This window comes from Candidatus Eisenbacteria bacterium (assembly GCA_035577985.1).
GTDB lineage: Bacteria > Desulfobacterota > Binatia > DP-6 > DP-6 > DATJZY01.
Window position 1 is genome coordinate 115,324 of record DATJZY010000025.1, and the last position, 23,263, is coordinate 138,586.

General features: G+C 71.4%; 20 protein-coding genes. 15 read left to right on the forward strand and 5 right to left on the reverse strand.

Translation table 11 applies throughout. The features are described 5' to 3' along the window. Positions 1-3 precede the first annotated feature (3 nt). Positions 4-1,071: a TIGR00730 family Rossman fold protein gene (locus tag VMS22_03800; protein ID HXJ33140.1), complete on the reverse strand. Its 1,068-nt coding sequence runs from the start codon at positions 1,069-1,071 to the stop codon at positions 4-6. Between the two features lie 80 nt (positions 1,072-1,151). Between VMS22_03800 and VMS22_03805 the strand changes: the two genes are divergently transcribed. From VMS22_03805 to VMS22_03815, 3 genes are read left to right on the forward strand one after another with little or no spacing between them, the layout of a single operon-like run. Then, positions 1,152-2,270 (forward strand): AAA family ATPase, encoded by a 1,119-nt coding sequence (locus tag VMS22_03805; protein HXJ33141.1) that lies wholly within the window; start codon positions 1,152-1,154, stop codon positions 2,268-2,270. Then, entirely contained in the window at positions 2,270-3,811 is a 1,542-nt protein-coding gene (locus tag VMS22_03810) for a VWA domain-containing protein (protein ID HXJ33142.1), read from the forward strand. The genes VMS22_03805 and VMS22_03810 overlap by 1 nt, the downstream gene beginning before the upstream one ends. Continuing rightward, positions 3,808-4,923 carry a CoA transferase gene (locus tag VMS22_03815; GenBank protein HXJ33143.1) on the forward strand — a complete coding sequence of 372 codons (1,116 nt, stop codon included), beginning with the start codon at positions 3,808-3,810 and terminating at the stop codon, positions 4,921-4,923. Before VMS22_03810 ends, VMS22_03815 begins: the two co-directional genes overlap by 4 nt. Here VMS22_03815 and VMS22_03820 read toward each other — a convergent pair. Further along, positions 4,916-5,818, reverse strand: coding sequence for a sterol desaturase family protein (locus VMS22_03820; protein ID HXJ33144.1), 903 nt, complete (start codon positions 5,816-5,818; stop codon positions 4,916-4,918). The two genes, VMS22_03815 and VMS22_03820, sit on opposite strands and share 8 nt — an antisense overlap. A gap of 8 nt (positions 5,819-5,826) precedes the next feature. Beyond that, positions 5,827-7,704: a right-handed parallel beta-helix repeat-containing protein gene (locus tag VMS22_03825; GenBank protein ID HXJ33145.1), complete on the reverse strand. Its 1,878-nt coding sequence runs from the start codon at positions 7,702-7,704 to the stop codon at positions 5,827-5,829. A gap of 155 nt (positions 7,705-7,859) precedes the next feature. Here VMS22_03825 and VMS22_03830 point away from each other — a divergent pair, with 155 nt between their 5' ends. After that, entirely contained in the window at positions 7,860-9,704 is a 1,845-nt protein-coding gene (locus tag VMS22_03830) for an MFS transporter (protein ID HXJ33146.1), read from the forward strand. 43 nt (positions 9,705-9,747) lie between these two features. Here VMS22_03830 and VMS22_03835 read toward each other — a convergent pair whose 3' ends face one another. Next, positions 9,748-11,700 carry a hypothetical protein gene (locus VMS22_03835; GenBank protein HXJ33147.1) on the reverse strand — a complete coding sequence of 651 codons (1,953 nt, stop codon included), beginning with the start codon at positions 11,698-11,700 and terminating at the stop codon, positions 9,748-9,750. Positions 11,701-11,801: 101 nt separating this feature from the next. On the opposite strand from VMS22_03835, the gene VMS22_03840 reads away from it, so the two are divergent. Further along, on the forward strand, positions 11,802-12,569 hold the full coding sequence (locus VMS22_03840) for a glucose 1-dehydrogenase (GenBank protein HXJ33148.1): 768 nt from the start codon (positions 11,802-11,804) through the stop codon (positions 12,567-12,569). Here VMS22_03840 and VMS22_03845 read toward each other — a convergent pair. Next, a complete protein-coding gene (locus VMS22_03845) occupies positions 12,515-13,240 on the reverse strand; it encodes a DUF374 domain-containing protein (protein ID HXJ33149.1) in 726 nt (241 codons plus the stop codon). The two genes, VMS22_03840 and VMS22_03845, sit on opposite strands and share 55 nt — an antisense overlap. Positions 13,241-13,345: 105 nt before the next feature. Between VMS22_03845 and VMS22_03850 the strand changes: the two genes are divergently transcribed. From VMS22_03850 to VMS22_03895, 10 genes are read left to right on the forward strand one after another with little or no spacing between them, the layout of a single operon-like run. Next, positions 13,346-14,230, forward strand: coding sequence for an alpha/beta hydrolase (locus tag VMS22_03850; GenBank protein HXJ33150.1), 885 nt, complete (start codon positions 13,346-13,348; stop codon positions 14,228-14,230). A gap of 8 nt (positions 14,231-14,238) precedes the next feature. Then, entirely contained in the window at positions 14,239-15,435 is a 1,197-nt protein-coding gene (locus tag VMS22_03855) for a CoA transferase (GenBank protein ID HXJ33151.1), read from the forward strand. 3 nt (positions 15,436-15,438) lie between these two features. Beyond that, positions 15,439-16,377 (forward strand): alpha/beta hydrolase, encoded by a 939-nt coding sequence (locus VMS22_03860; GenBank protein ID HXJ33152.1) that lies wholly within the window; start codon positions 15,439-15,441, stop codon positions 16,375-16,377. Positions 16,378-16,399: 22 nt separating this feature from the next. Next, positions 16,400-17,197: an SDR family oxidoreductase gene (locus VMS22_03865; protein HXJ33153.1), complete on the forward strand. Its 798-nt coding sequence runs from the start codon at positions 16,400-16,402 to the stop codon at positions 17,195-17,197. After that, the gene (locus VMS22_03870; GenBank protein ID HXJ33154.1) at positions 17,197-17,940 is read left to right on the forward strand and encodes an ABC transporter ATP-binding protein; all 744 of its coding nucleotides are present in this window, start codon (positions 17,197-17,199) and stop codon (positions 17,938-17,940) included. The genes VMS22_03865 and VMS22_03870 overlap by 1 nt, the downstream gene beginning before the upstream one ends. After that, positions 17,937-18,704 (forward strand): ABC transporter permease subunit, encoded by a 768-nt coding sequence (locus VMS22_03875; protein HXJ33155.1) that lies wholly within the window; start codon positions 17,937-17,939, stop codon positions 18,702-18,704. The genes VMS22_03870 and VMS22_03875 overlap by 4 nt, the downstream gene beginning before the upstream one ends. Continuing rightward, positions 18,701-19,663 (forward strand): ABC transporter substrate-binding protein, encoded by a 963-nt coding sequence (locus VMS22_03880; protein HXJ33156.1) that lies wholly within the window; start codon positions 18,701-18,703, stop codon positions 19,661-19,663. The genes VMS22_03875 and VMS22_03880 overlap by 4 nt, the downstream gene beginning before the upstream one ends. Before the next feature lie 43 nt (positions 19,664-19,706). Next, a complete protein-coding gene (locus VMS22_03885; protein ID HXJ33157.1) occupies positions 19,707-20,600 on the forward strand; it encodes an ACT domain-containing protein in 894 nt (297 codons plus the stop codon). Next, positions 20,600-21,103 (forward strand): adenylyl-sulfate kinase, encoded by a 504-nt coding sequence (locus VMS22_03890; GenBank protein ID HXJ33158.1) that lies wholly within the window; start codon positions 20,600-20,602, stop codon positions 21,101-21,103. The genes VMS22_03885 and VMS22_03890 overlap by 1 nt, the downstream gene beginning before the upstream one ends. A gap of 59 nt (positions 21,104-21,162) precedes the next feature. Next, positions 21,163-23,160 carry a carbon starvation CstA family protein gene (locus tag VMS22_03895; GenBank protein ID HXJ33159.1) on the forward strand — a complete coding sequence of 666 codons (1,998 nt, stop codon included), beginning with the start codon at positions 21,163-21,165 and terminating at the stop codon, positions 23,158-23,160. The last annotated feature ends 103 nt before the right edge of the window (positions 23,161-23,263 follow it).

The window sequence follows — 23,263 nt, forward strand, 5'->3', positions numbered from 1 at the left end:
GCCCTAGGCCTCGCGATTCACGCGGTCGATCAGTTGGCGCAGCCGCCCGGGTTGCCCCCACACGAGCGGGAAGACGAGCCGGGGCAGATCGTTCAGCTCGGGCTCCTGCTCGCGCTCGTCGGCCAGCGCGTGCGTCTGCACGATGTCGCCTCCGTGCGCGAAGAGGTCCTTGAAATCCCGTCCGAGGTCGGCGACCAGCGCCGGCGCGATCGGGCGCGTGAGGCGCATCACGAACTTCGGCCCGACGTTCCGCGACGAGTGGTAGACGCGGTAGAAACCGGCGATCTCCTCGACCGCCTCCTCGACCGACGTCGTCACCTTGAAGAGCGACAAGTCGGACTCGGAGATGAGCTTCTTGCGCAGGAGGTGGTCCTCCACGTAGCGCAGCCATGTCTTCCAGAACGTGCCGCGCGGGCTGTCGATGAAGACGATCGGCAGCGGCCGGCCCTTGCCGGTCTGGATGAGCGTCAGCACCTCGAATCCCTCGTCCATGGTGCCGAAGCCGCCGGGAAAGAGCGCGACCGCGTCGGCCTCCTTCACGAACATGAGCTTGCGCGTGAAGAAGTAGCGGAAGGTCACGAGCTTCGGGTCGTTCGAGATGAACTCGTTGGCGCTCTGCTCGAACGGCAGGCGGATGTTCGCGCCGAAGCTGCGCTCGCGACCGGCACCCTCCTGGCACGCGCGCATGATGCCGTCGCCGCCGCCCGTGATGACCATGTAGCCGCGGTCGGCGACCTGGTGGGCGAACTCGCGCGCAGTCTTGTAGGCGGGCGCCGTCGCCTCGGTTCGTGCCGAGCCGAAGCAGCTCACCTTGCGCACGTGGCGATAGGGCCCGAACACCTTGAAGGCGTAGCGCAGCTCGCGCAGCGCGGCGTTCAGGAGCTTCAGATCGCCGGTGCCCGTGCCGTCGCGCAGGAGCTTCAGCGCCGTTTCGACCATCTCCCGCACGAACGCCTCTTCGCGCGCGAGCGCCTGATCGCCCTGGATGCGCGGCAGCAGCTCACCCAGCACGTCGCGACGCCGCCGTCCGCGAGGTTTCTGTCGTTCGGTCTTCTCGGAGGGCACCGCCATCTTCAGCAATCCACCATCCGGCATTGTGCCGGGAATCCCCGCGGGTTGCGAGGCAGCCACGCCGCTTCTATGGTCGACGCGTGACGCCGCGCGAGCTGCTTCGATCCATCCGCGACGAGCTGCGGAGCCAATTCCTCGAGCGCACCGAGCTGATCGACGGCGCGCTGCTCGGGCTCCTGGCCGGACAGCACGTGCTCGTGATCGGACCGCCGGGCACGGCGAAGTCGATGCTCGCCGACGAGGTGTGCCGGCGCATCACGGGCGCGCGATATTTCCAGTGGCTGCTGACGCGCTTCACGACGCCCGAGGAGCTCTTCGGCGCCGTCAGCCTGAAGGCGCTCGAGGCCGACGACTACCGGCGCCTCACGACCCACAAGCTGCCCGAGGCGCACGTCGCCTTCCTGGACGAGGTGTTCAAGGCGAGCTCGTCGATCCTGAACACCATCCTGACGCTCATGAACGAGCGCCGCTTCCACAACGGGCGCGAGGTGACGAGCGTCCCGCTGCTGACGCTGTTCGGCGCCTCCAACGAGCTGCCCGAGGACGACGAGCTGCTGGCGCTCCAGGACCGCTTCCTGCTTCGCTACGAGGTCCGCTACATCGAAGAGGACTTCCGGTTCCTGAAGCTGCTCCAGGCGAAGGGCCCCGACACCCGGACGACGATGACGCTCGCCGAGCTCGAGACGGCGCGCGCCGAGGCGGCGGCCCTGCCCGTGCCGGGTCAGGTGCTTCGCGCCGTGACCGACGTCCGGCGCGAGCTCGGCCGCAAGCAGGTGGTCGCGTCCGATCGGCGTTACGCGCAGGCGATCGGCCTCCTGCGCGCGCACGCCTACCTCGGTGGCCGCGAGGCCGTCGCCGAGGGCGACGTCGCGGTGCTCGAGCACGTCCTGTGGCGCGATCCCGCCGAGCGCCAGGCGGTGCGCGACACCATCCGCGAGCAGCTCCACGGCTACGAGGACGAGGCGCAGGTCCTGCTCTTCCAATCGCGCGAGCTGCGCGACTACGCGCTGCGGAGCTGGGAAACGACCGAGCTGCAGAGCCGTGCCGCCGTCGAGGCGCACACGAAGCTCCGCAGCATCGTCGGCAAGGTCGAGACGATCCTCTCCGACGCACAGTCGACCGGGCGCGCGACCAGCAAGGTCGAGTCCGTGCGCGACGAGATCCTGCAGATCCAGCGCGACATGCTGACGCGGCTCTGATGGCTCGCGCGCAGGCCCGCCGTGTCCGCAGCGTGCTCGTGCCCCCCAACGAGCACTGCTGGATCGAGAGCGACGGGTACGACCGGAGCGCGTTCGCCGAGCTGGTCGCCGAGAGCCCGTCGCTGGCGGCGCTGGTCGAGAGCGGTCGCGTCCTCGTGCCGCACTTCCGCGAGCTGCTGGAGGACGTCTTCTGCCTCCTCTTCAAGCTGAACCCGGTCTGGCGCACGGCCGACGAAGTGGCGCCGTCGGCCGCGCTCGGCGGCGCCCTGCTCGCGGGGCTCCGGGATCACCCGCTCGTCGAGCACGTGCGCAGCGAGACGCAGCTCGACGAGGCGCAGGCCGGGCTCGGCACCGTGCTGATCGGCGAGGAGCTGCTGCGGCTCTTGAAGCGCGAGGACATCCTCGCGCGCGGCGACCTGCTGGACCTCTGGGACCTCGACCGCCAGGAGAACGAGCTGCGACGCCGCGCGGAGGAGCTGGCGGCGATCGAAGAGGCCGGCGACGCGTCCGAGCGCGAGCAAGACGAGACGGCGCGCGCGGCGGAGGTCGCGGCCGCGATGCTGCGGCAGAAGGCGCATCGCGTCGGCGCTCGCCTCGCCGAGATGCCGGCGCGCGCGAAGAGCGCTCTGCCCGCCGCGACGGCCGGGCTCCAGCGCCAGCTCGCCGAGAGCCGCGACCACGCGCAGCGCTGGGGCGCGGGCGTCGGCGCCGGCGGCCGCGTCTCCGCCGGACGTCGCATCGAGCTCGGAAAGCGCCTCGCCACGAACCCGAAGCTGAAGCGCCTGGGCGCGCTCGTCGGGCGGATGCGGCAGCTCGCTCTCGCGCTCCGCTCGCGCACGACCGAGCGCCCGAGCGACGAGGTGTTCGCCGTCGAGCTCGCCGGGACGATCGAGCGGCTCCTGCCGCCCGAGCTGCTGGCGGTGCGCCATCCCGTCCTGCGGCGCGACTTCGCGCGCCGGCTCGTCGAGGGGCGGCTCCTCTCCTATCACCTGCGCGGCGTCGACGAGCGCGGTCGCGGCCCCATGATCGTGTGCCTCGACGGCTCGTCGTCCATGGCCGGCGACAAGGAGGTATGGGGCAAGGCCGTTGCCTTGACGCTGCTCGAGATCGCGCGCCGGCAGCGCCGGCTTTTCCGCTTCGTCTGCTTCTCGTCGAAGGAGGCGCCGCTCTACACGCTCGACTTGAATCCGCGCGAGCACCACGCCGTGCAGGTCGATCGGACGCTCGACCTGGCCGAGTACTTCCCCGGCGGCGGCACCGACTTCGAGGCGCCGATCGACGCCGCGCTCGCGACCCTGGCCGAGGCGCGCTATCGCCGCGGCGACGTCGTCCTCATCACCGACGGCGAGTGCCGTGTGTCGCCCGAGTGGCTGGCGCGCTTCCGGCGCGAGAAGACGCGCCTCGAGTTCTCGCTGTTCTCGATCCTCATCGACGTCGGCGGTACGAGCGACGCCGAGACGCTGCGCGAGCTGTCGGATCGCCTGACGAGCGTCTCGCAGCTCACCGACGACGCCGCGCGGGAGCTGTTCCTCCGCCTGTGACGGGGCCCCTCGCCGGCATCCGCGTGCTCGACCTCGCCGACCAGACGGGCGCGTTCGCCGGCAAGCTGCTCGCGGGCCTCGGCGCCGACGTCGTCCTCGCCGAGCCGCCGGGCGGGAGCCCGCTCCGCACGATCCCGCCCTTCTGGCAGGGCGCGCCCGACCCGGAGCGGAGCCTCTTCTTCTGGTTCTACGCCGCCGGCAAGCGAAGCGTGGTCGCCGATCCCGCGCAGACGGCCGCGCTCGCGGCCGCCGCCGACGTCGTCGTCGAAACGGGCTTCCCGAGCCGTGCCGACGCGTGGCGTGCCGCGCACCCGCGCCTCGTCGTCGCCTCGATCACGCCGTTCGGGCACGCGGGGCCGTACCGCGAGTGGCGCTCCTCGGACACCGTCGCGCAGGCGATCGGCGGGCTCGCGCACGTGAACGGCCATCCCGACGGGCCGCCGCTCCGCGCGCTCGGCCTCCAGGCCTATCACCAGGCCGGCGTCTTCGCGGCGATCGGCGTCCTGGCGGCGCTCCTCGCGCGCGAGACGTCGGGACGCGGCCAGCTCGTCGACGTGAGCCTCGAGGCCGCGGTCGCGGGATCGCTCGAGCACGTGCCCGGCTTCTTCCACCAGAGCGGGCTCGTGGCGCGCCGGCAGGGGACGCTGCACTGGACGCGGTTCTTCCGCGTCGGGCGCTGCAAGGACGGCTGGGTCATGCACTGCACGCTCGGCGACTGGACGTCGCTCTTCGAGTGGATGCGCGCCGACGGCTTCGGCGCCGCGTTCGAGGATCCCGCCTTCGAAGGGACGATGCACCGCCAGAAGAACGCCGAGGCCCTGTTCGACGAGCTGGATCGCTGGGCCGCCGGCTACACGGTCGCCGAGCTCTACGAGGGTGCGCAGCTCCGGCGGCTGCCGTACGCCGCCGTGCGGCCGCCCGAGGCGCTGCTCGCCGATCCGCACCTCGCCGAGCGCGGCTTCTTCGTGCCGATCGAGCACCCCGACCTCGGCCTGACGCTCCCGTATCCCGGCGCGCCCTTCGTCATGAGCGAGACGCCGTGGCGCGTCGCGCGGCCACCGCGCGTGGACGAGCACGGCCCCCAGGTGCACCGCGACTGGCGCGTCACCTGACCGCGGTCCAGCGAAACGGCGCCAGGAGCTGCCCCGTCCAGGTGGTCGGGAAGCGCGGCATGCCGGCGATGCCGACGGGGCCCGCGAAACCACGATCACGCGGCCGGAAGAAGGTGCCGAACACGAGATCCCACGTGATCAGGATCGCGCCGTAGTTCGCGTTGCCTTCGCGCGGGTCGGTCGAGTGATGCCAGCGATGGAGCTCCGGTGTGCTGAAGAGCCAGCTCGCGACGCCCGAGCGGAGGTCGACGTTGCAGTGCTGGAGCTGTCCGTAGCAGGACGAGAAGATCGAGTAGAGCAGGAAGACGCGCGGCGGGATGCCGAGCAGGAAGAGCGGCAGCGTCTGGCAGGCGACCAGCGCCGCGAGGTCGAGCGGATGGAAGCGCGTCGCGTTCAGCCAGTACAGACGCGGTGCGCTGTGGTGGACGGCGTGGAGCCGCCATGCCCACGCGCGCTCGTGCGTCACGCGGTGGAACCAGTAGTGCCCGAACTCCGCGATGAGAACGGCCAGGAAGAGCTGCGCGGCGATCGGCAGCGCGGACGGCCAGAGCCCGGTGCCGAGCCGGTTCGCCAGCCATGGGGAGCACACGACCGCCAGGCCACCGGCGACGGCCAGGCCGAGCTGGCTCGCCGCCGTCCCCGTGACGACGAGGTGCGTGACGTCGGTGCGCACGTCGCCGTGGGCGCGGCCCCACTCGGCGCGATGCGGGAATGCGCGCTCGAGCCCGGCGATGAGCGCGTACGTGACGATGAGGAACGCCACGTACACCGCACCGTCGATGGCCGGTGTGCGGGGCGCGTCAGGCGCGGTCGCCCAGATCGCGATCGCGGCCGTGCCGATCGTGAAAGCGGGGAAGAGCCCCCACGCGACGGCGGCTCGGAGCGCGCGATCCACCACCGGCGTCAGCCGAGGGCGGCGAGCAACTGCTTCAGATCGTCGTAGATGGATCGTGTTTCGCCCAGCAGCGGCATCCGCGTTGCGTCGGGAATGATCTTCCGGGCGGATCGCGATTTCAAGCGGTGCTGGAGGGTGCTCAGGCGCCTGACCGCCTTCTTCACGACGTTTTTCTGCTTCTTCGCCCCACCGAGGCCTTCGGCTGCCTGCAGCTTCTCGCGCACCTTCGCCGCGATCATGACGAGACCGTTCTGCAGTCGCCCCAGGTCGCTCGCGGCCTGCAGCCGCGTCACGAGGGCGTCGAGCCGGCATTCGATCGACTCGAAGGTCGCAACGGCTCGGCAGCCCGGGAGCGTCGTGGTGCTCGTCGTGGTCGACGTCGACGTCTCGCAGGTCTCCAGTGGATCGGGGGCCCGCTCGTAGGATCCGATGTCGCACCGCTTCCCCACGGGTCGCGTGACTCCACGCTGGTCGACGATCTCGCACGCGTCGCCACCGCTGCCGACCGGTCCGGGGCTTCCCGCTTCGATCGCCGGGCTGCACGACAGAAGGACGTGCAGCGCCGTCGGACCTCCTTCCACGACGGCGAGCTCGTCGAGCATCGGATCGACACCCGTGACGTCGCCCGGGCCTGCGAGCCGACTGCAGTCGGCCGAGTTCTCGATGAGCGAGTAGCCGTCCGATACCAGCGTCTGCGGGTTCCCGACCGATTCCGTGAAGCAGTCGGGTCCGGCGGTGGGGAGCGGCGGGTCTGCGGTCGTGGTGTTGTCCGCAATGATCGTGTTCCGAACGTGGAAGGTCCCTGAATCGAGGGCGACTCCTCCGCCACGTGCTGCGGGTACGGTCCCGACGAGCGGCAGCGGCGGCGATCTGTCGACGGCATTGCGTGCGATGGTGACGTTGCTGAGGCTCCACGACCCTCCGCCCTGCGCCGAGATCCCGCCGCCCTCGGCGCGTCCCAACCAGTCGACGAATACGGCGTTCGAGCTGATCGTGCTGTTGACGATCGTGAAGGTGGCGCCGCCCGCCTCGCCAATGCCGCCTCCGAGGCCGTCGCCGTTCGGGACGGAGATCGTGTTGCCGACGATGGTCGAACGCTCGATCGTCCAGGTGGCCATTCCCCGATCCGAGATGCCGGCACCCTCGGCGTTTGCGTCGATCGAACCGGCTGTGTTCCCACCGATCGTCGACTCGACGATGGTGACGTTCGCGGGAGCGCTCGCCGAAATGCCCCCTCCATAGACCGACCCCGTCGACACCGTCACGGAGTTGACCACGAGCCGACTGCGCGTGATCGTGACCGTCGCGGCGGCGGACAGCTGGATCGCGCCACCCTCGGCCGCTTGGTTGTTGCTGAAGCTGGAGTCCGTGATCGCTACGCTCGGGCTCGCTCCCGCTACGAAGAGTCCGCCGCCGAGACACCCGTCGCCGCAGCGGTTGGCGTTGACCTGGCTGCTCACGAGCGCGAGCTTTCCGCCATCGACCCGGATGCCGCCGCCATGATCGCCAGGCTCCGTCAGGCGACCGCCCATCAGCACGACGTGCTCGAACGTCAGATCGCCCGACGGTGCGACCTCGACGATGCGAAACGAAGCCACTGCGCCCGGCGCCCGCGCGATGCTGGAATCCGGCCCGCCGCTCACCGATGCCGATCCGACGATCGTGATCTTGCTGGTGACGACCGGCAGCCCATTTACCCCGTTGTCCGCTGCGGGAAGCGAGTAGACCTCTCCGGGTGCGAGGTTGATCGTGTCGTCCTCCGCGCTCGCGTTGGCCGCAGCGATGGCGGCGACCAGCGCCGGGACGTCGCCCGCCGGAACGTCGACGACCGCAGCTACGGCGGCGCGCGAGACGATCACGGCGATGAGGGCGACGATCGAGCGCACGCTCCTCCCTACTCACGGCTCCCGCCGAGGTGTCAACGCTTTTCTGCTCGACGTGTCACGATCGGCACAGGCCCAGGGCAAAAAGGGATGCACGGCTTGTAACGCCTCCCGAGCCACGGGATGGTGCCGAACGCTTCGATGGAGCGTGGGATCGCATGATCAGCCTGGTTCGACCACCGTGCGACGAGGGCGTCGTCCGCGGCGCACCCGAGACGCCCGGATGTGCCTCGCACGCCAAACGCTGGGTCCTGCTGGCGACCATACTGGGCTCGAGCGTCGCGTTCCTCGAGGCGTCGGTGATCAACGTCGCCCTGCCCGCCATCCAGACGGCGCTCGGCGCCTCGATGGCGGGGATGCAGTGGGTCGCCAGCGCGTACACGCTCCTGCTCGCCGCGCTGACCCTGGCCGGCGGCGCGGCGGGTGACCGCTTCGGCACGCGACGCCTGTTCGCGGCGGGGACGGCCATCCTCGGCCTCGCCTCCGTCGGGTGCGGGCTAGCGACGACGTCGTCGCAACTGATTGCGGGCCGTGCGATCCAGGGCTGCGGCGCCGCGCTGCTCGTGCCGAACAGCCTCGCGCTTCTCAGCGCATCGTTTCCGACTGCCGAGCGCGGCCGCGTGATCGGCACCTGGTCCGCCTTCACCGCCCTCACGGGCGCCGTGGGCCCGATTCTCGGAGGGTGGCTCGTCGACCTGGTGTCGTGGCGGGCCGGATTCCTGTCGATCGTGCCGCTCGCGATCGCGACCCTGGTGGTGACACACCTGCGCGTGCCGGACCCGCCGCGGCGACGGGTCGTGCGCGCGGTCGACTGGTGGGGAGCCGCGCTCGCGACGGCGGGGCTCACGGGCTTCGTCTTCGCGATCATCGCGTCCGGGTCGAGCGGGACGCCGCCGGGGCTGCCGATCGCCGCCCTCGTCGTCGGGATCGCCGGTGTCGCCGGCTTCGCGGTCCTCGAATCGCGGTCGCAAGCGCCCATGGTCCCGCCGGCGTTGTTTCGTTCGGGGACGTTTCGCGGCGTGAACCTGCTCACCTTGCTGCTGTACTTCGGGGTGAGCGCGGCCTTCTTCGTGCTCCCCTTCAACCTGATCCAGGTCCAGGGCTACTCCGCGACGCTGACGGGCGCGGCCTATCTCCCGTTCGCCCTCCTCGTCGGCGGGCTGTCGCGCTCGGTCGGCACGCTCGGCGATCGACTCGGCGTGAAGCCGCTCCTCGTCGTGGGGCCCCTCGTCGCCGCCGCCGGCCTCGCCCTGTTCGCGTTGCCGCGCATCGGCGGGTCGTATTGGACGACCTTCTTCCCGCCCATGCTGCTGACGGGCATCGGGATGGCGCTCACCGTCGCACCGCTGACCTCGACGGTCATGGGAACGGTCACCCCGAGCGAGGCCGGCGTCGCCTCCGGCGTCAACAACACGGTCGCGCGTGTGGCGGCGCTGCTCGCCGTCGCGATCGTCGGCACGCTCACCCTGCCGCTGTTCTCCCGGGCCCTCACCCGCCGGCTCGAGCCGGTCGCCGTGACACCGGCGGTCCGCCAATTGCTCCTCGCCGAGCGTCGCAGCCTGGCCGACATCGCGATCCCCGCGTCGATCGCCGGCAGCGAGCGGCCGGTGCTCCAGCGCCTCGTCGGCGACGCGTTCGTCGAGAGCTTCCAGTGGGTCGCCATCATCAGCGCGTGCTGCGCGCTCGCAGGTGCGATCGGCGCCGCTGCGTTGATCCAGGTCGTCGCACCCGCCGGCGCGGACGACGCGACGGCGGCGTGTGGCCACCTGGATCAGATCCGCGAGCTGCCGGTCGGTGAGCTGAGCTGCCCGGAGTGCCTGGCCCGTGGAGACGCGTGGGTCCACCTCCGGCTCTGCCTCACCTGCGGGCACGTCGGGTGCTGCGACTCGTCGAAGAACCGTCACGCGTCGGCGCACTTCTGGGCCACCAGGCACCCGATCGTCCGGTCGCTGGAGCCCGGCGAGGATTGGCGCTGGTGCTACGTCGACGAGATCGTCGTGTAGCGGAGCCGGCGGTTGCCGGTGCGGCGGCACCTTCGCGCCCGCCCTATTCTGGAAGATCTGCTGCGACGATCGCGTTCCGTACGGGCCCGCCCATGAGCGCGGCCGAGAAGACCACGGCGCCGCCTGCCGCAGAGACTCGCGGATCGGTCTCGACGTTGCGCGTATCGAAGCGGACCGTCCCGAGGGATGTGGCATCACCCTCCTGCAGGAGCGGCACCGCCGAGTCGGGATGCGCCTCGAAGAGCGCCATCATGCGGGTGGCGGGGTCTTCGGCGAGAAAGAGCGCCCGGCCATCGGTGAGTTCGACCGAAGACGGCTCGACGGGAACCAGGCGTCCGTCCGGACCGACAACCGTCGTCGACAAGAGCGTGCTCTGGGCGCGCCGTCTCACGACGAGGTCCGACGTTGGTCTATTCGCCGCTAGCGCGGCGTAGAGGATCGCCGCGCCGTCTGCCGCGACGTCGCCGAGTTCCTCGAACTTTCCGCGTCGGCCGCACGTCTCGGTTCCGGCCGTGGCGATCGGCAACAATGCCCTGCCACGAGAGACGAAGATCCCGTCGCAGTCCGCCGACTGATATGTTGCGCGGACGACTACGCGGTGACCCGCGATATCGAGACGGACCAGGCCGGGATCTGCAAACCGCTTTCGCGCCGGCAGCTTCAACAGCTGTAGGCCCCCTCGGCGCAGCGCAACGTCTTGGCCTCGGACGTACGCGACCCCGGCCCGTCCCGCCGCCAGTTGTCCGTCGAAGGGCGCCAATGCCGTCTCGCCGTCGGCCTCGGCCGTCTCGAGGACCTTGATCTTCCCGTTGCGCCACTGTCCGATGACGCGCGCATCGGAGTCGGTGAGCGCGACGAAGGCGACGACGCCGTCGCCGGCAGCGTGCCGCTCCACGGTCACGACCCGTCCTGCGCTCCCGAGTACATCGCCCGGCGCGAGGAGGGACGTCGTCTCTTCGCCCGTGCGCGCGAGCAGCGCCTGCGTCGCCGTGACCACGTACGGCGCCGTGCTCGCGGGGGCGGGCGCTGTCGGGGGGGCTGGTGCCGTCACGATCACGCCGTCCTTGGCCCAAACTTCGGCTCGGGTCCGAAGAGGACGGTGGCCGCGGAGCTCGACGAAGAGATCGAGCGATCCATCCGGCGCGAAGCCTTTCAACTCGAGGAACCTGTAGATTTGCCGCTCGCCGACCGCCGCGCCGATGCTGGCGGCGGTCGAGATCATCCCGGTGACCGGAGACCACACGCCGGCATATGCCGAGGTGCGCCCGGCCAGAAAGCCGACGCCGAAGCTCGCGTCCAAGGCGAGGCCGAGTCGGCGAAGCCTGGACGACCGTCGTAGATCGTCGCTGAATACCGTCACCGAACCGCGCTCGGGCGACCAGTAGAAGATCCCGCCTTCTCTGCCTTCGAGCAGCCACGCAATCTCGCCGTCGTCGAGGATGGTCGGTCGCACACGCCGGATGCGCCCCCGGCGTGGGAACGTGCCGATTTGTGTCGACGCGCCGGTCGCACGCAGCCAGCTGAAGATACCGTGCGCATTCCAGTACACCAGGTCCGCACGTCCGTTGATGCCGAGCGAGACGAGTCCCAACCCGCTCGTCGCCGGCGACACGACCGCCGGGGTCACGACGTCGCCCTCGACCAGGAAGACGACGTCGGCCCCGTCGACGCTGTTGACGTTGGTGGAGACGGCGAGCACGCCGAGGGTACCGAGCACTGCCTCCCCGATCGCGTTGAGCGAGCCGTCGAGCGGCGGTGCGAGCGCATCCCCCGTCGCGAGAACCTTGCGTGTGGTGCCGTCCACCTCACGTGTGAGCGCATACCGCACGGCCCGAAACACGGTGCGCTGCTTCGAGACGGCAACCGGGTCGACGAACTCGGCCGTCGCAAACCCCGCCGGCGACGTGCCGGATTGCGCCACGATACGCAGCTCTCCCCGAGCACTCGGCGCGGTGATGGCTGCCACCAGGCTCACCGCAACGAGCGCAAGACGCATGGTCGTAGCTGCCTCATGCATCTCGTTCGAGTCAACCTCGCCAGGTGCCTTCCGACACCCGGGCCTGGAAATCGCGCAGCAGTCGCGGTAGCTGCCGGTCCATGCGTCGTTTCGACGGCAAGGTCGCGCTCGTGACCGGCGGCGGCGCCGGGATCGGCGAATCCACGGCCCGGCGCCTCGCGTCCGAGGGCGCGCGCGTCCTCGTCGTCGACGTCGACGGCGCCGAAGCCGAGCGCGTCGCGGGCGAAATCCGCGGCGGCGGTGGCGTAGCGGAGGCCATGGCGGCCGACGTCGCCGATCCGTTGGTGCCGCGAGCCATGGTTGCGAGCGCCGTGGAGCGCTTCGGTCGCCTCGACGTCCTGCACAACAACGCCGGCCACGGCACGTGGGGCAGGATCGTCGATCTGCCGGTCGAGCAATGGAACGCGACGCTGGCGCTCGACCTCACCGCGCCGTTCCTCGCGGCGAAGGCGGCGCTCCCGATCATGATCGCGCAGCGCGCCGGCGTCGTCGTCAACACGGCGTCGATCGCGGGCATGGTCGGCGAGTACGCGCTCGCCGCCTATTGCGCCGCCAAGGCGGGCCTCATCTCGCTCACGCGCTCGATCGCGATCGAGCACGGTCGCGACGGCATCCGGGCGGTGTGCGTGTGCCCGGGTCCGATCCTGACCAAGGGCATGTCGCGCATGCCGGCCGCCCGCCTCGCCATGCTCGAGCGCGCGCAGCCGCAGGGCCGTCTCGGGACACCGGAGGAGGTCGCGAGCCTCGTCGCCTTCCTCGCCTCGGACGAGGCGTCGTTCGTCACCGGCTCGGCCTACGTCGTCGACGGCGGCGTCACCTCGGATCGCGGGCTGCGTCTCCTCGACTGAATCCGGGTGGCGGCGAGTGCGCAGAGGCGGGCCTCCTCGGGATCGGTTGCGGCCTCGAGCTCCGCCAGGCGGGCTTCGACGTACGCCCGCAGGTCGTCGTCCTCGTGGTCCGCGGGGTCGATCGGCTCCCCGAAGATGAGTCGCATGCGGCAGAACGGCTTCGGAATCTGGAAGCGATCCCACGCGCGGGTGAGGGTCCAGTGCCGCGAGGCCAGCACCATCGTCGGCAGGATCATGGCGCCCGTCTGCCGCGCGAGCTCGACCACGCCACGGTGGACGCGGCCACGCGGTCCCTGCGGGCCGTCGACGGCGATCAGCACCGGCACGCACTGCCGCGCCAGGTCGGACAGCTCCTCGAGCGCGACGCGCCCGCCCTTGTCCTTCCCCGATCGGGAACGGCTCGAGCCGCGCACCGCGATCACGCGTCGCACCGTGAGCAGCGGGACGAGCGCGTCGCCGTCGCCCGAGCGCGACACCATGGCCGCCATCCGCTCCTCGTCGTTCACGAACAGGGCCGAGATCTGATGGGCGTGCAGCAGCGCGTAGGCATACGGCTTGCCGGCACGACGCAGGGCGGGACGGGGATCGTTCTCGACGCCGTAGCGGCACGTCCTGCGCCAGACGAGCAGGAGGAGCGCGCAGATCCACCCCACGAGGCTACGCAGCGACATTGCCGGGCCGCGAGCATAGCTCGCACGCCGCGGCGGGCAATCTGGCACTCGTCCGGGCCGGTCGACCCCTCGACCCGGGGCCCGGATTCGTGCAGCTTCCCGGCCATGCGGGCGCGAGCCAACGGGATCGACGTCGAGTACGAGGTGCTCGGGCCGCCCGCGGGGCGGCCCCTCCTCCTCATCATGGGGCTCGGCACCCAGTTGATCCATTGGGACGACGAGCTGTGCGGCCTGTTCGTCGCGCGCGGCTTCCGCGTGATCCGTTTCGACAACCGCGACGTGGGACGCTCGACCATCTTCGACGATCGCGGCAGGCCGAACGTGCTCGGCGCGATGGCCGCCGCGGTGCAGGGCCAACCGGTCGACGCGCCCTATACGCTCTCGGACATGGCCGCCGACGCGGCGGGGCTGCTCGACGTGCTCGACGTCCGCGCCGCGCACGTCGTCGGCGCGTCGATGGGCGGCATGATCGCGCAGACGCTCGCGATCGAGCACCCGACCCGCGTGCTCACGCTCACCTCGATCATGTCGACGACCGGCGCGCGCGATCTTCCACCCGCCGAGGCGAAGGCGATGGCGGTCATGCTCACGCCGCCGGGGCACGATCGCGAGAGCGCCGTCGCGCGTGCCGTCGAGGTCTTCCGGACGATCGGCAGCCCCGGCTTCCCGTTCGACGAGGCACGCGTCCGCGATCGGGCGGGGCGCGCCTACGATCGCGGCTTCCATCCGCAGGGCGTCGCGCGGCAACTCGTCGCGATCGTCGCCTCGGGGAGCCGGCGCGAGCGCCTGCGCGCGCTCCGCGCGCCGGCGCTCGTGATCCACGGCACGAACGATCCCCTGGTTCCACTCGCCGGCGGCGTCGACACCGCCGACGCCATCCCGGGGGCGATGCGCCTGTTCATCGAAGGGATGGGCCACGACCTGCCGCGCGCGGTGTGGCCGCAGATCGTCGCCGCCATCACGGCGCTCGCGGACGAGCACCCCGGCTGAGCGCACGCGTGGCCTCTCCGCTCGACGGCCTGCGCGTCCTCGACTTCACGTGGGTCGTCGCCGGCCCCGTCACGACCCGCATCCTCGCCGACCTCGGCGCCGACGTCGTCAAGATCGAGCGGCGCGACGCGCTCGACTTCGGCGACCGCCGCGGCGGCCTCTCGGGCGCGCTCATGCGCGGCAAGCGGAGCGTCGTCCTGAATCTCGCCGACCCGCGCGGCATCGCGATCGCGCGCGCCCTCGCGCTCCAGGCCGACGTCGTCATCGACAACTTCAGCGCCCGCGTCATGACGAACCTCGGCCTCGACCACCAGACGCTCTCGGCCGAGAAGCCAGGCATCATCTGCGTGCGCATGACGGGCTACGGGCTCAGCGGGCCCGATCGCGACCACGTGAGCTACGGCCCGACGCTCCAGGCGCTCACCGGCTACACGCTGCTCATGGGCGAGCCGGGAAGGCCGCCCGCCGGCTTCGGGTACTCGTACTCCGATCTCGCGAGCGGGCACCTCGGGGCGCTCGCCGTGCTGGCGGCGGTCTTCCATCGTCGCCGCACCGGGCGCGGCCAGCTCGTCGACCTGGCGCAGCAGGAGAGCGTCGCGAGCCTCGTGGGTCCGCTGCTCCTCGATCGCGCCGCCCACGGCGGTGAGAGCCGCGCGACCGCCAACGCGTCGCAGGAAGCGCCGGCCGCGCCGCACGGCATCTATCCCTGCGCGGCAGACGGCGACCATCGCGAGCCCTGGATCGCGATCACCGTCTTCACGGACGAGGAGTGGCGGCGCTTCGCGCGCGCCATCGGCGACCCGCCCTGGACCGCCGACGCGCGCTTTGCGTCCCTGGCGGGACGTCTCGCGCATGCCACGGAGCTCGACGAGCGGGTCACGACCTGGACGCGGACCATGAACGCGCGCGCAGCCATGACGCTCCTGCAGGAGAACGCGATCGCGGCCGGGATCGTCGCCGACGCGGCCGACGTGTGCACGCGCGATCCCGCGCTCGCGGCGCGAGGACACTTCGTCGACGTCGCGACGCCCGAGGGCCGCACCGTGCGGATGGACGGCCCGCCGTTCCTCCTCTCCGACACGCCGGCGTTCGTGCGCGGAGCCGGCCCTCTGCTGGGCGAGCACAGCGACGAGATCCTGCGCGAGGTCCTCTCGTACGACGACGCCGGCATCGCTGCGCTCCGCAAGGACGGCGTCGTCGGCTGAGCGATGGCCATCTGGCGCCATCTCCTCCGCCCCCTGCTCCCGTGGCTCGGCCGCATCGCGGTCGGCCTGGTCGCGATGCTCGCGCTCGGCTGGATGATCGGGCTCGCGCTCATCTACCGCGCCGAGCCCGAAACGGGTGCGACCCTTCCCGCCGGTGTCGCCGGTCGTCTCGTCACGGCCGGCGGGCATACCGTGCACGTCGTCGAGGCCGGCGCGGGCGACCCGCTGCTGCTCGTGCACGGCTTCGCGGGCAGCACCTACGATTGGGAGGCACAGGTGTTGGAGCCTCTCGCGCGCTCGCACCGCGCGATCGCGGTCGACCTCCTCGGCATGGGCTTCAGCGCGCGGGGGAGCGACCTCGCCTACGGCTACGCTCTGTGGAGCCAGCAGCTCGCCGACGTCATGGACGCGCTCGGCATCGTCATGGCGACGGTCGTCGGGCACTCGCTCGGCGGCGCCGTCGCGTCGATCTTTGCGGCCGAGCACGGCGGTCGCGTCGAGAAGCTCGTGCTGGTGGCGCCGCTCGTGCCGCTCGAGTGGTCCGAGCGGGCGTGGTTCTTCAACGCGATGGAGCTGCCGGGCGTAGGCGAGCTCATGCTGGGGACGGCCGACCACCTGCCGCAGCTCCCCGGCTTCGACGATCCGTACCACGCTCGCGCCCACGAGATCTTCCGCATCCACGGCACGCGGCGCGCGCTGCTCACCTACCTGCGCCACGGCCGCGACACGCCACGACTCGTCGCCGCCTACCGCCAGATCGTGGCCCCGACCCTCATCGTGTCGGGGACCGCCGACGACGTCATACCGCACGCGGCCGTTCGGCGCTGGGCGACGGCGATCCACGACGCGCTGGTCCTGCCCCTGGACGGCGTCGGACACTGGGTCATGCGCGACGCGCCGGCGCGCCTCGTCGCGGCCATCGATGACCTCGACCGCCGCTGACGGGGCGAGCTATAGAGCGCCCATGCCCTTCGCCCTCGTCACCGGCGGCTCGCGCGGCATCGGGCGCTCGATCGTGCGACGCCTCGCGCGCGACGGCTTCGACGTCGGGATCAACTATCGCCGCGACGAGGACGCCGCGGCCGCGATCGCCGGCGAGGTGCGAGCGCTCGGCCGCACCGCCGTGACCCTGCGCGCCGACCTCGGCGACGCGGCGCAGGTGCAATCGATGCTGGGCGCCCTCGACGCGGCGACGGCGCGCGTCGACGTCTTCGTCGCGAACGCGGCCGCGACGGCGTTCAAGCCCTTGCTCGAGATGAAGCCGCACCACGTCGAGAAGACGTACGCGATCACGATCGCCTCGTTCCTGCAGATCGTGCAGCACGTGGCCCCGCGCATGGGCGCCGGCGGCCGCATCGTCGCCATGTCGGGCATGGACACGCACCGCTACGTCGCGGGGCACGGCATCCTCGCCTCGGCGAAGGCGGCGCTCGAGGCCCTCACGCGCTATCTCGCCGTCGAGCTCGGCCCGCGCGGCATCACCGTCAACGCCGTCAACCCCGGCTACGTCGAGACGGATTCGGTGACCCTCTACCTCGGCGACGAGCAGGGGCGGCGCGAGTTCCTGGACGAGATCGAGGGCTCGACGCCCCTGCGCGCGCTCGGCACGCCGGACGAGGTGGCGAACCTCGTCGCCTGGCTCTGCTCGCGCGAGGCCGACTGGATGCAGGGCCAGGTCCTCTACCTCGACGGCGGCATCTTCCTCCACGCGCCCGGCCACAGCGTGCGCTGGTGGAAGAAGACGGGGCGGATGCCGTCGTAGTGGCTCCGGACGCCGTCCTGGCCGAGGCGACGGACGTCGGCGTCCGTTTTCCGAACGGTACCGACGCGCTGGACGGCGTCTCGCTGCGTCTCGGTTCGGGCGAGCTCGTCGCCGTCGTCGGTCCATCGGGTTGCGGCAAGTCGACGCTGCTGCGGGTCCTTGCAGGGCTCCTCGCGCCCACACGCGGCGGCGTGCGCACCGCACGCGGCGGCGTCGGGATCGTCTTCCAGCAGCCGACGCTGCTCGGGTGGCGCACGGTGGTGGCGAACGTGACGCTGCCGCTCGAGCTGGCGGGCGTCCGCCCCGGCGAGGCGACGGCGCGCGCGCTCGCGCACCTCGCACGCGTGGGGCTGGGCGACGTCGCACGGGTCTTTCCGATCGAGCTGTCCGGCGGCATGCGCATGCGGGCCGCGCTCGCCCGCGCGCTCGTGACCGAGCCGCGACTCCTGCTCCTCGACGAGCCCTTCGCGAGCGTCGACGAGCTCACACGCGAGCGTCTGGGCGAGGACGTCGTCGCGCTGCGCGCGTCGCAGCAGTTCGCGGCGCTCCTCGTGACCCACAGCGTCTCCGAAGCGGTCTTCCTCGCCGATCGCGTCCTCGTCATGAGCGCGCGCCCGGGACGCATCGTCGGCGAGATCGCGGTCCCGTTCGGCCGCACGCGCGACGCCGCGCTGCGCACGAGCCCGGAGTTCGCGAAGATCGTCGGCGAGATCGCGGCACGCCTGCGGAGGGCGCCCGCATGACGCGCGCGATCGACGTCGCGCTGCCCGTCGTCGTCGCCCTGCTCTTCGTTCTCCTGTGGCACGCCTTCGTGGCCACGACGGGCATCGCGCCCTATCTCGTGCCGCCGCCCTCGGCGGTCGCGCACGAGGCGTGGGAGCATGCGGGCGATCTCCTCGCCGCCACGGCGCGCACGGGGGCGGCGGCCGCGATCGCCCTCGCCGCCAGCATCGCGGGCGGCCTCGTGGTGGCGTTCGTCTTCGCGCAATCGCCGCTCGTCGCCCGGAGCCTCTACCCCTATGCGATCTTCCTCCAGACCGTGCCGGTCGTCGCGATCGCGCCGCTCGTCATCATCTGGTCGGGGCCGGGGCTCCGCAGCGTCGTCGTCATCGCGTTCCTGGTGGCGGTCTTCCCCATCATCACGAGCGGGACGACCGGGCTCACGTCGGTCGATCGCGATCTGCACGACCTCTTCCGCATCTATCGCGCGTCGCGCTGGCAGACGTTCTGGAAGCTGCGCCTGCCGCACGCGCTGCCGGACATCGTGACCGGCGCCCAGATCTCGGGTGGGCTCGCCGTCATCGGCGCGATCGTCGGCGAGGTGTTCGCCGGCTATGGCGCCGAGGCGTACGGGCTCGGCTATCTCGTGGTGGTGACGGCAGGACAGTTGAAGACGGCCTACCTCTTCGCCGCCATCACTGCGTGCACGCTCCTGGGGCTCCTGTTCTTCGCCGGGCTCGGCTGGACGCGCGCGGCCGTCACGCGCCGCTGGCGCGCGGTCGAATGAAGCCGCTCGTCGCGCTCGTCCTCGCCTGCGCCGTCGCGTGCGGCGACGGCGCGTCGGCACCCACCGGCAGGACCGTGCGGCTCGCCCTCAACTGGTTCCCCGAGTCCGAGCACGGCGGCTACTTCGCGGCGATCGTGCACGGCCTCTACCGCGAGGCCGGTCTCGCGATGGACGTCCACCCGGGCGGTCCGCGCGTCGCCGTCATCCCGCGCGTCGCGAGCCGCGAGGTCGAGCTCGGCGTCGTCAACGCCGACGACGTGGTGGCGGCGGGCGCGGCCGGCGCGGCGGTCGTGGCGCTCCTGGCGCCGATCCACCGCAGCCCCTGGTGCGTCATGGTGCACGAGGCCTCGGGCATCCACCGGCTCGCCGACCTGCACGACCTGACGCTCGCGATGCAGGCGGGAAGCCCGTACCTCGCCTGGCTCCAGCGGCACGCGCCGCTCTCGGGCGTGCACATCGTTCCGTACTCCGGCACCGTCGCCGAGTTCCTGGTGAACCCGCGCTACGCGCAGCAGGCGTACGTCTTCAGCGAGCCGATCCTGGCCGCGGCCGAGGGCGGCGATCCGCTCTGCCTGCCGATCACCGAGCTCGGCTTCGATCCGTACGCGAGCGTCCTCGTGACGAGCGACGCCCTCCTGCGCGCCGACCCCGAGCTCGTGCGGGGCGTCGTCGAGGCGTCGGCCCGCGGCTGGGCGCGTTACGTCGACGACCCGGGCCCGACCAACGCCCACATCCTGGCGCGCAACCCCGAGATCGGGCGCGACGCGCTCGATCGCGGCGCAGCGGCGTTGCGGCCCCTCGTCCTCGACGACGACGCACGCCAGGGCGGCGTCGGCTCGATGCGCGCCGAGCGGTGGCAGACCCTCGTCGCACAGATGCGCGAGCTCGGCATGGTCGAGGGGCCGCTCGACGGGGCGGCGCTGCACGACGGGCGCTTCGTGCCGCGACCCGCGCAGTAGCCCGAGCTTGCCACCCGCGGCGGCGCGCGGCTACCATCGCGGCATGGCGGACGGGCGGAGCCGGGCGGTCGTTTCGGTCGTCGGCCGCGACCAGAAGGGCGTGGTCGCGCGCATCTCCACCTACCTCGCCTCCGCCGACGTCAACATCGAAGACATCGAGCAGCGCGTGATGGAGGGCCTCTTCATCATGACCATGCTGGTCGACATCTCCGACCTCTCGATCACGCTCGACGAGCTGGTGACGGGTCTGCAGGAGATCGGCCGCGACATCGCGATGGAGGTGAAGGTCCGTCTCGCCGGGCGGCCGGCCGAACGCAAGCGCGTCGCCGTCCTCGTCACCAAGGAGCCGCACTGCCTGGAGGAGCTGATCCGCGATCGCGACGCCGGGCGTTTGAACGGCGACATCGTCGTCGTACTCTCGAACCACCCGACGCTCGGCGACCTCGCGAAGGCGGCGGGGCTCCCGTTCGCCTGGTCGGCGTCGACCGACAAGGCGCAGCACTTCGACTGGCTCCTCTCGCAGCTCGCGACCGCGAAGCCCGACCTCGTCGTGCTCGCGCGCTACATGCAGGTGCTGTCCGCGAAGGTGATCGAGCGCTATCCGTTCCGCATCATCAACATCCATCCCTCGCTCCTCCCCTACCATCCCGGACCCAACGCGTACCGCCAGGCGTGGGAGGAGGGCGTGCGGGTCTCGGGCTGCACGGCGCACTTCGTCACCGAGCAGCTCGACGCCGGCCCCGTGATCCTCCAGGACGTGTTCCACATCCGCGTCGGCGAGGACCCGCTCGAGGACGTGAAGGGGCGCGGCCAGGCGCTCGAGGGCAAGGTGCTCTCGAAGGCCGTCCAGCTCTTCCTCAACGACGAGCTGGTGGTGAAGGACAAGAAGGTGATCTTCCGGCCCGGGCGGCATCCGGGACCGGCCCAGGAGGCGTGATGACGGAGGGGGTCGTGGTGTGGGTCACCGGCCCGGACGAGCGGATCGTGGGTGGCGTCGCGCGAGCCATCGTCGACCGCCTCGCGCGGCGGCACGTGACGACCGAGCTGCTCGACGCACGAACGCCCGGCATCCAGGCGTTGGCGGGTCCCGACATGGATCGTCGCGCGGCCTTCGCGGCGAGCCTGCTCGTGCGGCACGGCGTCACCGTGGTCGCGGCCGTGCCGAGCCCGTCGCGGGCGGCGCGCGCCGAGATCCGCGCCGCGCTCGGGCGCATGATCGAGGTCTACGTTCCCGTCGGCGTCGGCCGCTCGGCGTACGAGCCGCCCGAGCGCGCCGAGGTGCAGATCGACTTTCCCGAGTCCGAGCTCGATGCCGCCGCCCTGCGCGCGCTGCGCACGCTCGAGGTCCTGGGGTACCTCCGACCGGCCGACGATCCGTCGTACTCCGAGGAAGAAGAGCGCCAGGTCATCAAGCGTCTCAAGTCGTTCGGGTACATCTGACGGTGCTGCGCGCCCTCGGATGGCTGATCGTCGTCGCGACCGGCGCCACGGCGCTCGCCATGCTGGCGCTCGTGCGCGGCGAGAGCGTCAACGCCGTCTGGTTCATCGTCGCCGCGGCGAGCATCTACGTCATCGGCTACCGGTTCTACTCCGCGTTCCTCGCCGCGCGCGTCTTCGCCCTCGACGCCGGGCACGAGACGCCCGCGGTCCGCATCAACGACGGTCGCGACTTCGTCCCGACCAACCGCTGGATCGTCTTCGGCCACCACTTCGCAGCGATCGCCGGACCCGGACCGCTGATCGGCCCCACGCTCGCGGCCCAGTTCGGCTACCTGCCCGGCACGCTCTGGATCCTGATCGGCGTCGTCCTCGGCGGCGCGGTGCAGGACTTCTGCATCCTGTGCGGCAGCCTGCGGCGCGACGGCCGCTCGCTCGGGCAGATGGCGAAGGACGAGATCGGGCCGCTCGGCGGCATGGTCACCCTCGTCGGCGTGTACCTCATCATGGTGATCCTGATCGCCGTGCTGGCGCTCGTGGTGGTGAACGCGCTCAACCACAGCCCCTGGGGCACGGTGACGGTCGGCCTCACGATCCCGATCGCGATGCTCATGGGGTGGTACATGAAGGTCGTCCGCCCTCACGACGTCCTCGGTGCGACCGCGATCGGGCTCGTGCTGCTCGCGGTCGCGCTCGTGGTCGGCCGCTGGGTCGACCAGCATCCGGCGCTCGCGCCCGCCTTCACGCTCACCTCGCCGGCGCTCGCGTGGTCGATCATCCTCTACGGCTTCGCGGCCTCGGTGCTGCCGGTCTGGCTGCTGCTCGCTCCGCGCGACTACCTCTCGACGTTCGTGAAGCTCGGCACGATCGCGCTGCTCGCGCTCGGGATCGTCGTCATGCGGCCCGACGTGCACCTCCCCGCCGTCACGCGCTTCGTCGACGGGTCGGGGCCCATCTTCGCGGGCAAGGTGTTCCCGTTCTGCTTCATCACGATCGCGTGCGGCGCCATCTCGGGGTTCCACTCGCTGATCTCGTCGGGCACGACGCCGAAGCTCCTGTCCGAAGAGACCGACGCGCCGATGATCGGCTACGGCAGCATGCTCCTCGAGTCGTTCGTCGCCATCATGGCGATGATCGCGGCGGCGGCGCTCGATCCTGGCGTCTACTTCGCGATCAACAGCCCTGCCGGCGTCGTCGGCGCGGATCCCGCGGCCGCGGCGGCGACGATCACGGGCTGGGGATTCACCGTCACCCCCGACCAGATGGCGTCGCTCGCGCAATCGATCGGCGAGCGGACGCTCTTCGCGCGCACCGGCGGCGCCCCGTCGCTCGCGGTCGGCATGGCGCACATCTTCGCGAACGTGCTCGGCGGCTCGGCGCTCGCGCTCTGGTACCACTTCGCGATCATGTTCGAAGCGCTCTTCATCCTGACGACCCTCGACGCCGGGACGCGCGTCGGCCGCTTCATGCTGCAGGACCTCCTGGGCCACCTGTGGGAGCCGCTCGGACGGACGAGCTGGTATCCGAGCGTCGTCCTCTCGAGCACGATCGTGGTCGCGTCGTGGGGCTACTTCCTCTACCAGGGCGTCATCGACCCGCTGGGCGGCATCAACATCCTGTGGCCGCTCTTCGGCATCGCGAATCAGCTCCTGGCGGCGATCGCGCTCGTCGTCGCGACCACGATCATCATCCGCGGCGGGCGCGCCCGCTACGCGTGGACGACGCTGGTCCCGCTCGCGTGGCTCCTCGCGGTCACGATGACGGCGGGCGTGCAGAAGGTGTGGTCGCCCGACCCGAAGCTCGGCTTCCTCGCCGGCGCCGCGAAGCTCGCGGGCGACCTCGCCGCCGGCACCGTCGCCGCCGACAAGGTGCGACAGGTCGAGACGCAGGTCTGGAACCTCCGCGTCGACGCCTTCGTCACCGGTCTCTTCATGGCCATGGTCCTCGTCATCATCGCCGAGGCGGTTCGGGTGTGGATCCGCGAGCTGCGCGGCGGAGCGGAGGCAGGTCCGGTCATCGGCAACGCGAGTGGCTTGACGCGAACGAAGCCCCTTTCGTAGGTTCGCCGAGATGGCCTTCCGGGCCGCCCTGCTCCTCGCCAGCCTGCTCCTCGGCCTGTTCGTCGCCCTTCCGGCGTCCTCGAAGAAGGCGCCCCCGCCGGTC